General features: G+C 71.8%; 11 protein-coding genes. All 11 read left to right on the top strand.

The window, feature by feature from the left end; translation table 11 throughout:
• Nucleotides 1-68: 68 nt before the first annotated feature.
• The 11 genes from SLINC_RS17615 to SLINC_RS17570 all read left to right on the top strand — a co-directional run bounded on the left by SLINC_RS17615 (nucleotide 69) and on the right by SLINC_RS17570 (nucleotide 12,053).
• Entirely contained in the window at nucleotides 69-641 is a 573-nt protein-coding gene (locus tag SLINC_RS17615; protein WP_067433597.1) for a YqgE/AlgH family protein, read from the top strand.
• Between the two features lie 30 nt (nucleotides 642-671).
• Nucleotides 672-974, top strand: a complete 303-nt coding sequence (locus SLINC_RS17610; protein WP_067433594.1) for a DUF3039 domain-containing protein — start codon at nucleotides 672-674, stop codon at nucleotides 972-974.
• Between the two features lie 205 nt (nucleotides 975-1,179).
• Complete coding sequence (locus SLINC_RS17605; RefSeq protein WP_067433591.1) at nucleotides 1,180-2,475, top strand: extracellular solute-binding protein; 1,296 nt, start codon at nucleotides 1,180-1,182, stop codon at nucleotides 2,473-2,475.
• Between the two features lie 40 nt (nucleotides 2,476-2,515).
• The gene (locus SLINC_RS17600; protein ID WP_079165127.1) at nucleotides 2,516-3,433 is read left to right on the top strand and encodes a carbohydrate ABC transporter permease; all 918 of its coding nucleotides are present in this window, start codon (nucleotides 2,516-2,518) and stop codon (nucleotides 3,431-3,433) included.
• Nucleotides 3,430-4,275 (top strand): carbohydrate ABC transporter permease, encoded by an 846-nt coding sequence (locus tag SLINC_RS17595; RefSeq protein ID WP_067433589.1) that lies wholly within the window; start codon nucleotides 3,430-3,432, stop codon nucleotides 4,273-4,275. The genes SLINC_RS17600 and SLINC_RS17595 overlap by 4 nt, the downstream gene beginning before the upstream one ends.
• 1 nt (nucleotide 4,276) lies before the next feature.
• The gene (locus SLINC_RS17590; RefSeq protein WP_067433586.1) at nucleotides 4,277-5,902 is read left to right on the top strand and encodes a beta-N-acetylhexosaminidase; all 1,626 of its coding nucleotides are present in this window, start codon (nucleotides 4,277-4,279) and stop codon (nucleotides 5,900-5,902) included.
• A 272-nt stretch (nucleotides 5,903-6,174) separates the two neighbouring features.
• Nucleotides 6,175-7,068: an FAD binding domain-containing protein gene (locus tag SLINC_RS17585; protein WP_067433583.1), complete on the top strand. Its 894-nt coding sequence runs from the start codon at nucleotides 6,175-6,177 to the stop codon at nucleotides 7,066-7,068.
• A complete protein-coding gene (locus SLINC_RS17580; protein ID WP_067433580.1) occupies nucleotides 7,065-9,071 on the top strand; it encodes a 2Fe-2S iron-sulfur cluster-binding protein in 2,007 nt (668 codons plus the stop codon). Before SLINC_RS17585 ends, SLINC_RS17580 begins: the two co-directional genes overlap by 4 nt.
• Nucleotides 9,068-11,377 (top strand): xanthine dehydrogenase family protein molybdopterin-binding subunit, encoded by a 2,310-nt coding sequence (locus SLINC_RS17575; protein ID WP_067433577.1) that lies wholly within the window; start codon nucleotides 9,068-9,070, stop codon nucleotides 11,375-11,377. The genes SLINC_RS17580 and SLINC_RS17575 overlap by 4 nt, the downstream gene beginning before the upstream one ends.
• A complete protein-coding gene (locus SLINC_RS48515) occupies nucleotides 11,374-11,523 on the top strand; it encodes a hypothetical protein (protein ID WP_170068275.1) in 150 nt (49 codons plus the stop codon). Before SLINC_RS17575 ends, SLINC_RS48515 begins: the two co-directional genes overlap by 4 nt.
• Nucleotides 11,520-12,053 carry an AAA family ATPase gene (locus tag SLINC_RS17570; protein WP_067433574.1) on the top strand — a complete coding sequence of 178 codons (534 nt, stop codon included), beginning with the start codon at nucleotides 11,520-11,522 and terminating at the stop codon, nucleotides 12,051-12,053. The genes SLINC_RS48515 and SLINC_RS17570 overlap by 4 nt, the downstream gene beginning before the upstream one ends.
• The last annotated feature ends 134 nt before the right edge of the window (nucleotides 12,054-12,187 follow it).

Below are 12,187 nucleotides of genomic sequence, written 5' to 3'. Positions count from 1 at the left end.
GAGCTGCATCCACTGCCGTAGGCGCATTGCCTCCCCACTTCACGGGAAGATGCGGGATCATGTCTGGCATGACCGAGGTGTCCTCGCTCACAGGGCGGTTGCTCGTGGCAACGCCCGCCCTGGCGGACCCGAACTTCGACCGTGCGGTGGTGCTCCTTCTCGACCACGACGAGGAGGGCTCCCTCGGTGTCGTCCTCAACCGGCCCACTCCGGTGGACGTGGGCGACATCCTGGAGGGCTGGGCGGATCTCGCCGGTGAACCCGGTGTCGTCTTCCAGGGCGGCCCGGTCTCCCTGGACTCGGCGCTCGGCGTCGCCGTCATCCCGGGCGGCGGATCCGTCGACCGGGCCCCGCTCGGCTGGCGCCGGGTGCACGGCGCGATCGGTCTGGTCGACCTGGAGGCACCGCCGGAGCTGCTCGCCTCGGCCCTGGGATCCCTGAGGATCTTCGCCGGATACGCCGGCTGGGGCCCCGGCCAGCTGGAGGACGAGCTGGTGGAGGGCGCCTGGTACGTCGTCGAGTCCGAGCCCGGTGACGTCTCCTCCCCGTCGCCGGAAAGACTCTGGCGCGAGGTCCTGCGCCGTCAGCGCAACGAGCTCGCGATGGTGGCCACGTACCCGGACGACCCTTCGCTCAACTGATGCGTGTGAGCTTCAGTACCCTAGGAATTTATGAGCACTCTTGAGCCTGAGACCCAGCCGCAGCGCGGGACTGGTACGGGAACCCTCGTAGAGCCGACGCCGCAGGTCTCCCATGGTGACGGCGACCACGAGCGCTTCGCCCACTACGTCCAGAAGGACAAGATCATGGCGAGCGCCCTCGACGGGACTCCCGTCGTGGCGCTGTGCGGCAAGGTCTGGGTGCCGGGCCGCGACCCGAAGAAGTACCCGGTCTGTCCCATGTGCAAGGAGATCTACGAGTCCATGGGCTCCGGCGACGACAACGGCAACGGCAAGGGCGGCGGCGACAAGTAGCCCCCACCCGCCGGGGCTCCGGCCGAGGTTCGGGCTGAGGTCACGAAGGCCCCCGGACGCACCGCGGTGCGTCCGGGGGCCTTCGTGTGTCACGAAGTGGTTGAGACCTCTTGCGGACATGTTCATGTAGTCCATAGCCTCCATGCGTTGTGCAGAGCGAAACCGTCATTGCATATGTTGCAACGCACGTCCGGAGGATCACTCCATGAAGCTCTCTCCCCGTCTCCCCGCCCTTCTGCTGGCCGCCCTGGTCGTCACGGCCTGCGCCCCCCAGACCTCCGACAACACCTCCTCCGACAAGGACGAGAAGACCGGCACCCTGCGCGTCTGGCTCTTCCAGGAGGTCGGCAACAAGCCCAAGGAGAAGGTCGTCGACTCCGTCGTCACCGACTTCCGGAAGGCCCACAAGGACACCAAGGTCGAGGTCGAGTACATCCCCGTCGAGACCCGCGCCCAACGGGTGAAGGCCGCCTTCAACGACCCGGCCTCCGCCCCCGACGTCATGGAGTACGGCAACACCGACACCGCCGGCTATGTGAAGGACGGCGGACTCCTCGACGTCACCAAGGAGTTCGGCGCCTGGAGCGAGTCCAAGGACACCGACCCCACCGCCAGGCAGTCGGTCACCGTGGACGGCAAGGTCTACGGCTCGCCCTTCTACGTCGGCGTCCGCGCCCTGTACTACCGCACGGACGTCTTCGAGGAACTCGGCCTGGACGTCCCGAGAACCATGGCCGAACTGGCCTCCACCGCCCGCGAGATCCGGGCCGCGAAGCCCGACCTGTACGGCCTCGTCGTCGGCGGCGCCTACACGTACGGCGCGATGCCGTTCATCTGGGCGGGCGGCGGTGAACTCGCCACCGGCAAGGGCGGGTCGTACGCCTCCGCCATCGACAGCGCCGCCGCCCAGAAGGGCATCAAGGCCTACACGTCGCTGTTCGGTGACGACAACTGCCCGGCCGCCAAGTGCGCCGGCATGGGCGGCAACGACACGATCACCGCGTTCGCCGCCGGCAAGGCCGGGATGGCGATCGGGGGCGACTTCAGCCACACCGCCGTGGAGGCCGGGAAGGTCAAGGGGAAGTACGCGGTGGTGCCGCTGCCGGGGGTCTCCGCCGGGTCGATCGCTCCCGCGTTCGCCGGGGGCAACAACATCGGCGTGCTCAAGAGCACGGGGCACCGGACGCTCGCGGTCGAGCTGATGGAGCAGCTGACGTCGAAGAAGACGCAGGCGTCGATGTTCGACGCGATGGGGTTCCTGCCGACGTTCGGGGACGTACGGCAGGAGGCGGCGGCCAGGGAGCCGTATGTGAAGCCGTTCGCCGAGACGCTGGCCGCGGGGACCAAGTTCGTGCCCGCGTCGCCGGCGTGGGCGCAGATCGACTCGTCGCTGGTGCTGCCGACGATGTTCCAGTCGGTGATCAGCGGTAAGGCGAGTGTGGGGGTGGCTTCGAAGGACGCGGCGAAGAAGATGGACGCGGCGTTTGGCTCCGCCGGATGAGCGGCGCGCCTACGGGGGTGGGGGGTCGGGGCGTGTGCGGGTGCCGGTCGGCCGTGGCTGGTCGCGCAGTTCCCCGCGCCCCTGGGGTGGGGGTGGTGCCCCTTGGATTTATCTCGCGCCTGCTCTTGTCGTCCTTGGTGGGCTGCTCGTCTACCCCATCTACCAGCTCGGGTTGATCTCGTTCTTCCAGTACACGCAGGCCCAGGTCAGTGGCGGAGAACCCACCACCTTTCGGGGGCTCGCCAACTACACCGAGCTGTTCGGGGATCCGCAGTTCTGGCAGGTGCTGCTGGCGACCGTGGTGTTCGCGGCGGCGTGTGTGGTGTCGACGCTCGCCGTCGGGTGTGCGTCGGCCGTGCTGCTGACGCGGGTGCGGGCGGTACCGCGGCTGGCGTTGATGATGGCGGCGCTGGGGGCGTGGGCGACACCGGCGGTGACCGGATCGACGGTGTGGCTGTTTCTGTTCGACCCGGACTTCGGGCCGGTGAACAGGATCCTCGGCCTCGGTGACCACTCGTGGACGTACGGGCGGTTCAGCGCGTTCTTCCTCGTGCTGCTCGAAGTGGTGTGGTGCTCCTTCCCGTTCGTGATGGTGACGGTGTACGCCGGTATCCGCGCCGTCCCGGGCGAGGTGCTGGAGGCCGCCGCGCTGGACGGTGCCTCGCAGTGGCGGATCTGGCGGTCGGTGCTCGCGCCGATGCTGCGGCCGATCCTGACCGTCGTCACGATCCAGTCGGTGATCTGGGACTTCAAGATCTTCACGCAGATCTACGTCATGACCAACGGCGGCGGCATCGCCCAGCAGAACCTCGTCCTGAACGTCTACGCCTACCAACAGGCCTTCGCGTCCTCGCAGTACAGCCTCGGCTCGGCGATCGGCGTGGTGATGCTGCTGATCCTGCTCGCGGCCACGCTGGTGTACCTGCGGCTGCTGCGGCGCCAGGGGGAGGAACTGTGAATCTTCTCCGTGCCCAGGTGCGGCGCCCGTGGCGGCTGGCCGCCGAGGCCTCGGCGCTGCTGATCGCGGTCGTCGTCGCCTTCCCCCTCTACTGGATGGTGCTCGGCGCCTTCAAACCGGCCGGGGAGATCGAGTCCTCCGAGCCGCGGCCGTGGACTCTGTCACCCTCCCTGGACTCCTTCCGACGCGTCTTCGAGCAGCAGGAATTCGGCCGTTACTTCCTCAACAGTGTGATCGTGGCGGTCACTGTCGTGATCGTCTCGGCGTTGATCGCGTTTCTCGCGGCGACCGCCGTGACGCGATTCCGGTTCCGCTTCCGGACCACCTTGCTGATCATGTTTCTGGTGGCCCAGATGGTGCCCGTGGAGGCCCTGACGATCCCCTTGTTCTTCCTCATGCGGGACGCCGGACAGCTGAACACGCTGGGCTCCCTGATCCTGCCCCACATCGCCTTCTCGCTGCCCTTCGCGATCTGGATGCTGCGGGGTTTCGTGAAAGCCGTCCCGGAGGCGCTGGAGGAGGCCGCGTACATCGACGGGGCGAGCCGGGCGCGATTCCTGTGGCAGATCCTTTTCCCGCTGGTCTTCCCCGGGTTGGTGGCCACCAGCGTGTTTTCCTTCATCTCCGCCTGGAACGACTTCCTGTTCGCCAAGTCGTTCATCATCAGCGACACCTCGCAGTCGACCCTGCCCATGGCCCTGCTGGTGTTCTTCAAACCGGACGAGCCGGACTGGGGCGGTGTGATGGCGGCCTCCACGGTGATGACGATTCCGGTGCTGATCTTCTTCGTACTCGTACAGCGACGACTGGTCTCGGGACTGGGCGGAGCGGTAAAGGACTGACATGACCGAACTGATCCCGCTGCCCCGTGGCGTCCTCGCCGGTTCCGGCGAGGTGCGGCTGACCGCCCACTCCCGGCTCCACGCCGGTACCGGGACGGAGGGCGTCGGCCACTGGCTGCGCACCGCCCTCCGGCAGTCCACCGGCCTGCCCCTGCACGAGGCGCGAGAGCTCGCCGAGGCCGAGGGCGACGGCATCGGGCTCCGGCTCGACCCCGGACTCGGCCCCGAGGAGTACCGCCTCGTCAGTGGCGGCGACGGCGTCCTCATCGAGGGCGGCAGCGCGGCCGGCGTGTTCTGGGGTGCCCAGACACTGCGGCAGCTCCTCGGCCCCGACGCCTACCGCAGGGCCCCGGTCGACCGCGACCGCACCTGGGCCGTGCCGCACGTCACCGTCGAGGACGGCCCCCGATTCCGCTGGCGCGGCCTGATGCTCGACGTCTCACGCCACTTCATGTCCAAGGACGGCGTCCTGCGCTACCTGGATCTGATGGCGGCCCACAAACTCAACGTCTTCCACTTCCACTTGACGGACGACCAGGGCTGGCGGATCGAGATCAAGAGGTACCCCCGGCTCACCGAGGTGGGCTCCTGGCGGGCGCGCACGAAATTCGGCCACCGGGCCTCACCGCTGTGGGAGGAGAAGCCGCACGGTGGCTTCTACACCCAGGACGACATCCGGGAGATCGTCGCCTACGCCGCCGAGCGGCATATCACCGTCGTCCCCGAAATCGACGTACCCGGCCACTCGCAGGCCGCCATCGCCGCGTACCCGGAACTCGGCAACACCGATGTCATCGACACGGCCTCCCTCTCGGTCTGGGACAACTGGGGCGTCTCTCTGAACGTACTCGCCCCCACTGACAACACCCTGCGCTTCTACGAGGGGGTGTTCGAGGAACTGCTGGAGCTGTTCCCCTCCGAGTTCATTCACATCGGCGGCGACGAATGCGCCAAGGAGCAGTGGCGGGAGTCGCCCACCGTGCAGGCCCGCATCCAGGAACTCGGCCTCGCCGACGAGGACGCCCTGCAGTCGTGGTTCATCGGTCACTTCGACAAGTGGCTCTCCGCGCGCGGGCGCAGGCTCATCGGCTGGGACGAGATCCTGGAGGGCGGGCTCGCCGAGGGGGCGGCCGTCTCCTCGTGGCGCGGATACCAGGGCGGGATCGTCGCCGCGCGGGCCGGCCACGACGTGGTCATGTGCCCCGAGCAGCAGGTCTACTTGGACCACCGGCAGCACGCGGGCCCGGACGAGCCGGTTCCCATCGGCTACGTCCGCACCCTGGAGGACGTCTATCGGTTCGAGCCCGTTCCACCGGAGTTGACGCCCGAGGAGGCCCGGCACGTCCTCGGCGCGCAGGCCAACGTGTGGACCGAGGCGATGGAGGACCAGGGGCGCGTGGACTACCAGACCTTCCCCCGGCTCGCGGCCTTCGCCGAGGTGGCCTGGAGCGGCCTGCCCGCCCCGGCGGAGCGGGACTTCGCCGGCTTCGAGCGGCGGATGGCCGCGCACTACGGGCGACTTGACGCCCTGGGGGTCGGCTACCGGCCACCGGCGGGACCGTTGCCGTGGCAGCGGCGGCCCGGTGTGCTCGGCCGCCCGATCGAGGGGGCGCCCCCGGAAAGGTAGCCCTCACCGAACAGGCGGCCCGCTCCCCGAACAGGTAGGGGAAAACCGTCGCAAGCATCACCGAAGAGTGGCAATTCGCGCGCACCGATGATCTCGTGAGAAAACGGACCACTCGCTGGTGAGGTGGGCGAATGCCTCCTAGCGGACCCCGTTCTTCGGGTCCTGCGAAGATGTGCCAGAGTTGCCACGTCCGCCCTGTCAGCACGTACCGTACGGCAGCAACAGGCGGGACCAGCTGGGACCAGGTGGGGCAGCGGGAAGGGGCAGCCGGTTTGACCACGCACGCACCGCAGGCGGCGCAGGCCGTCACCCTGCCCACGACGCTGGACGAGGCGGTGGCGGCCCTCATCGCCATGCCCGCCGCGGTCCCCGTGGCGGGTGGCACCGACCTGATGGCCGCCGTCAACTCCGGACAGCTCAGGCCCGCCGCCCTGGTGGGCCTCGGCAAGATCAGCGAGATCCGCGGCTGGCAGTACCAGGACGGCCACGCCCTGCTCGGCGCCGGTCTCACCCACGCGCGGATGGGCCGCCCCGACTTCGCGGCCCTGATCCCGGCGCTCGCCGCCGCCGCGCGTGCCGCGGGCCCGCCGCAGATCCGCAACGCGGGCACCCTCGGCGGCAACATCGCCTCCGCGGCCCCCACCGGGGACGCGCTTCCCGTGCTGGCCGCCCTGGAGGCGACCCTGATCATCGCGGGCCCGGGCGGAGCCCGCCGCGAGATGCCCGTCTCGCACCTGCTGGCGGGCATGGAGATGCTGCGCGCCGGCGAACTCATCGGCTACGTGCGCGTGCCGCTGCTGCACGCCCCGCAGGTCTTCCTCAAGGCCACCGGCCGTACCGGCCCCGGCCGGGCCATGGCCTCGGTCGCCCTGGTCCTCGACCCCGCCCGGCGCGGAGTCAGGTGCGCCGTCGGCGCCATAGCGCCGATGCCGCTCAGGCCCCTGGAGGCCGAGCAGTGGGTCGCCCGGCTGATCGACTGGGACAACGGCCGCGCGATCGTCCCGGAGGCGCTGAACGCCTTCGGCGAGTACGTCTCCGCCGCCTGCATCCCCGACATGGCGCCGGCCGAGGACGGCTCCGTATCGCAGCATCCGCCCGCCGTACTGCACCTGCGGCGCACCGTCGCCGCACTGGCCCGACGAGCACTGGGGAGGGCGCTGTCGTGACCGACGACCAGCACCAGGAGGGCACGCCCCGCAGCCCGGGCCGCTGGGACCCGCTGCCCCAGGGCGACTACGACGACGGCGCCACCGCCTTCGTGAAACTTCCCGAAGGGGGCGTCGACGCCCTCCTGGCCAGCGCCGACACCCCGCTGGCCGCGCCCGGTCACGGGTACGTGCCACCGCAGATAGCGTCGAACCAGGCCGGCTCCGCGGGCACCGACCCGGCGGGCACGGGCTCCTGGGCGATGCCCGCCGCGCCCCCGGCCGGGAGCACCCAGTGGCCCGACCCGAACGCGGTGCCCCAGGGCCCCGGGGACGACCGGTTCACGTACGACCCGGCCGCCACCGGCCACTGGAACTTCGAGGAGACGACCGCGGCGGACTCCGCCCAGGCCGCTCCGGCCCCCGGCCACGACGTGACCGGACAGTGGTCCATCCCCGTCGCCGGAGGCGATCTCCCGGACGAATCGGGCGAGTTCACCACGTCGTCCCTGGTCGAGCAGTGGGGCGGCACCCCGCCGGCCACGCTCCCCGGCGGCGCGTCCGCCCCCTGGGCGACCGAGCCGACGGGCCAGCCGTGGGGGCAGCCGCCCGGCACGGCGGACCAGGCCCCGGGAGCAGACCCCGCGGCGGGCCACGGCACCGGTGAACCCACCGGCAACGGGCACGGCTACGGGCAGCCGGTCGGTCCGGGCCACGACCGGCCCGGCGGCTCCGAGTTCGCGCACGGACGGCCCGCGGACGGCGGGCCCGGGCCCGAGCGGTCGGCGGAATTCGACGGTGTGCCCGGCCAGGAGGCTGCGGCTTTCGGCGGCGCGTCCGGCCAGGAGGCTTCGGTCTTCGGTGTCATGCCGCCCGTCGCGCCCCCGGCGGAGCGGCACCCGGACGAGCGCCATTCCCCGGACCTGCCCGCCGCGGACCTGCACGCGCCGGACCGCCACGCGCCACAGGCCCCCGGGCCGGAGAGCTACCACCGGGAGCAGCCCGCGCCCGACGCCCACGCGCCCGTGGAGCCCGGCCCCGTCGGCACCGAGCGCGAGCAGCCCGGCCCGCACGCTCCCGAGCGGCCCCAGGCACACGCGCCCGAGCACCCTCAGCCGCTCCCACCCGAGCAGCCACCCGCCGAGGCCCGTGCCGAAGCGTCCGCCGCAGCCGTCGTAGAGGCCTCGCAGGCCGCTCACGAGGCCGGTGAGGCCATGGAGGCCGCCGAGCACCCCGAGGCCGCCGCGGAGGGCGAGGAGACCGTCGTAGCGGCCGCCGAGGGAGCCGGTGAGGCCGGCGCGGAGGCCGAGCAGGCGGAGCCGGAGGCCGACGGCGCGGAGTCCGCGGACGCCGCCGCGCCCTCGATGCCGGGCGAGGAACACCCCCTGGCCTCCTACGTCCTGCGGGTCAACGGCGTCGACCGGCCCGTCACCGACGCGTGGATCGGCGAGTCGCTGCTCTACGTGCTGCGCGAGCGGCTCGGCCTCGCGGGCGCCAAGGACGGCTGCTCGCAGGGCGAGTGCGGGGCCTGCAACGTCCAGGTCGACGGCCGGCTCGTGGCGTCCTGCCTGGTACCGGCCGTGACCGCGGCCGGCAGCGAGGTCCGTACCGTCGAGGGTCTGGCCGTCGACGGACAGCCCTCGGACGTGCAGCGGGCGCTCGCCCGGTGCGGGGCCGTGCAGTGCGGCTTCTGCGTGCCCGGCATGGCGATGACCGTGCACGACCTGCTGGAGGGCAACCCGGCGCCGACCGAGCGGGAGACCCGCCAGGCGCTGTGCGGCAACCTGTGCCGCTGCTCCGGCTACCGCGGAGTCGTGGACGCCGTCCAGGAGGTCGTCGCCGAACGCGAGGCGCACTCCGCGGCGGAGAGTGAGACGGACGGGGACGCGGCACGTATTCCGCATCAGGCGGGTCCTGGTGCGGGTGGCGTCAACCCGTCCGCGTTCGAACCGGCCCGACCGCATGACCAGGCGTACGGGAACGGGTCCGGCAACGGACCCGGACAGGACGGAGGCCAGGCGTGAGCAACGAAGCCGCCACCGCGACCACCGCCGCGGAGGCAGCCCCCGCCCCCGAGCCGATCCCGCACGGCCTCGGCGCGTCCCTGCCGGCCGCCGACGCCCGCGCCAAGACCGAGGGCACCTTCCCGTACGCGGCCGACCTGTGGGCCGAGGGCCTGCTGTGGGCGGCCGTCCTGCGCTCACCGCACCCGCACGCGCGCGTCGTGTCCATCGACACCTCCCACGCGCGCGAGATGCCCGGCGTACGAGCCGTCGTCACCCACGAGGACGTGCCCGGCGACCCGGTGCGCGGCCGCGGCAGATCCGACCGTCCGGTCTTCGCCTCCGAGGTCGTGCGCCACCACGGCGAGCCCCTCGCGGCCGTCGCAGCCGACCACCCCGACACCGCCCGCATGGCCGCCGCCGCCGTCATCGTCGAGTACGAGGTGCTCGACCCGGTGACCGACCCCGAGCAGGCCTTCGAGGCCGAGCCCCTGCACCCCGACGGCAACCTGATCCGGCACATCCCGCTGCACCACGGCGACCCGGAGGCGGCCGGCGACATCGTCGTCGAGGGCCTGTACCGCATCGGCCGCCAGGACCCCGCCCCCATCGGCGCGGAGGCCGGCCTCGCCGTGCCACGCCCCGACGGCGGGGTCGAGCTGTACGTCGCCTCCACCGACCCGCACAGCGACCGCGACGCGGCCGCCTCCTGCTACGGCCTGGAACCGGAGCGCGTGAAGGTGGTCGTCACCGGCGTCCCCGGCGCCACCGCCGACCGCGAGGACCAGGGCTTCCAGCTCCCGCTCGGCCTGCTGGCGTTGAAGACCGGACGCCCGGTCAAACTCACGGCTACGCGCGAGGAGTCCTTCCTCGGCCACGCGCACAGACACCCGACCCTGCTCCGGTACCGCCACCACGCCGACTCCGAGGGCCGGCTGGTGAAGGTGGAGGCGCAGATCCTGCTCGACGCGGGCGCCTACGGCGACGCCTCCTCGGAGTCGCTGGCCGCCGCCGTCTCCTTCGCCTGCGGTCCCTACGTCGTCCCGAACGCCTTCATCGAGGGCTGGGCCGTACGCACCAACAACCCGCCCTCGGGCCATGTGCGCGGCGAGGGCGCCATGCAGGTGTGCGCCGCCTACGAGGCGCAGATGGACAAGCTCGCCAAGAAGCTGGGCCTGGACCCCGCGGAACTGCGCCTGCGCAACGTCATGGCGACCGGCGACGTCCTGCCGACCGGCCAGACGGTGACCTGCCCCGCGCCGGTGGCGGAGTTGTTGCAGGCCGTCCGGGACTTCCCGCTGCCGCCGCTGCCGAAGGACACCCCCGAGGAGGAGTGGCTGCTGCCCGGCGGCCTCGAAGGCGCGGGCGAACCGGGCGCCATCCGCCGGGGCGTCGGCTACGGCCTCGGCATGGTGCACATGCTGGGCGCCGAGGGCGCCGACGAGGTCTCCACGGCGACCGTCCGGGTCCAGGACGGCGTGGCGACGGTGCTGTGCGCGGCCGTCGAGACCGGCCAGGGCTTCACCACACTGGCCCGGCAGATCGTCCAGGAGACACTCGGCATCGACGAGGTCCACGTGGCCCCCGTCGACACCGACCAGCCGCCGGCCGGCGCGAGCTGCCACGGCCGCCACACCTGGGTGTCCGGCGGCGCGGTCGAACGCGCGGCCAAGATGGTCCGTACGCAGCTCCTCCAGCCCCTGGCGCACAAGTTCGGCATGTCCACCGAGCTGCTCCAGATCACCGACGGCAAGATCACCTCGTACGACGGAGTCCTGTCGACCACCGTCACCGAGGCCATGGACGGCAAGGAACTGTGGGCGACCGCCCAGTGCCGCCCCCACCCGACCGAGCCCCTCGACGAGGCCGGCCAGGGCGACGCCTTCGTGGGCATGGCGTTCTGCGCGATCCGCGCGGTCGTCGACGTCGACATCGAACTGGGCTCCGTCCGGGTGGTCGAGCTCGCGCTCGCCCAGGACGTCGGCCGGGTGCTCAACCCGGCCCAGCTGACGGCCCGGATCGAGGCGGGCGTCACCCAGGGCGTGGGGATCGCGCTCACCGAGAACCTGCGCAGCGCGCGCGGGGTGATCCGCCATCCCGACCTCACCGGGTACGCGTTGCCCACGGCCCTCGACACCCCGGACATCCGGATCGTGAAACTGGTCGAGGAGCGTGACGTGGTCGCCCCCTTCGGAGCGAAGGCGGCCAGCGCGGTACCGGTGGTGACCTCCCCGGCGGCCATCGCCTCCGCGGTGCGCGCCGCCACGGGGCGGCCGGTGAACCGGCTGCCGATCAGGCCTCAGGCGGCGGTGGTGACGGCACAGTGAGTACACCCGAGACCCGGCCCGGGACGGGCCCCGAGGACCAGCCGCGGTACGAACCGCCGCCGGGCGTCGGCAAGGTGGTGCTGTGGGTCCTGCTGTTCCTGGTGGCGGCGACCGTGGTCGTGGCGGGCGGCGTCTACTTCGGGTGAACGGCGTTGTCCTGGTCACCGGAGTGATGGCGGCCGGCAAGTCGACGGTGGCGCAGGCGCTGGCGGAGCAACTGCCCAGGGCCGCACATGTGCGCGGTGACGTCTTCCGGCGGATGATCGTGTCGGGGCGCACGGAGTACGGCCCCGGTGCCGACGGCGAGGCCGAGGACCAACTCCTTTTGCGGTACCGGCTGTCGGCGACCACGGCGGACGCGTACGCGCGCGCCGGGTTCACGGCCGTCGTGCAGGACGTGGTGCTGGGCGCGCACCTGACGGCGTACGTCGAACTGGTCCGCACCCGCCCGCTGTACGTCGTGGTCCTGGCGCCGCGGGCCGAGACGGTGGCCGCCCGGGAGGCGGACCGGGCGAAGACGGGCTACGACGGGGCCGCCTGGACGGTTCCGGCACTGGACGAGGTCCTGCGTGCGTCGACCCCGCGGATCGGCCTCTGGCTGGACACCTCCGAACTGACCGTCGCGGAAACGGTGGAGAAGATCCTGGCGGGGAGGGAACGGGCGAGGGTGGCCTGAGCGTCCTCCGGTGCGGGGAGCGTCGGCGTGTTCCGGGGCGTCGTCGGATTCCGGGGCGTTGTCAGTGGTGGCGCGTAGTGTTCTGGGCAGTGGGAGACGCGCTGCCGGGCCTGCTCGGCCGTGCGTGCCCCGGG

This window comes from Streptomyces lincolnensis (genome assembly GCF_001685355.1).
In the GTDB taxonomy this organism is placed as follows: Bacteria; Actinomycetota; Actinomycetes; order Streptomycetales; family Streptomycetaceae; genus Streptomyces; species Streptomyces lincolnensis.
Note: the sequence above shows the minus strand (reverse complement) of the source record. Positions and strands in the feature narration are given on the sequence as shown.

Excerpts from the sequence above, each read along its gene's own strand:
- SLINC_RS17615 (WP_067433597.1), top strand. The coding sequence starts at position 69 with ATGACCGAGGTGTCCTCGCTCACAGGGCGGTTGCTCGTGGCAACGCCC.
- SLINC_RS17610 (WP_067433594.1), top strand. The coding sequence starts at position 672 with ATGAGCACTCTTGAGCCTGAGACCCAGCCGCAGCGCGGGACTGGTACG.
- SLINC_RS17605 (WP_067433591.1), top strand. The coding sequence starts at position 1,180 with ATGAAGCTCTCTCCCCGTCTCCCCGCCCTTCTGCTGGCCGCCCTGGTC.
- SLINC_RS17590 (WP_067433586.1), top strand. The coding sequence starts at position 4,277 with ATGACCGAACTGATCCCGCTGCCCCGTGGCGTCCTCGCCGGTTCCGGC.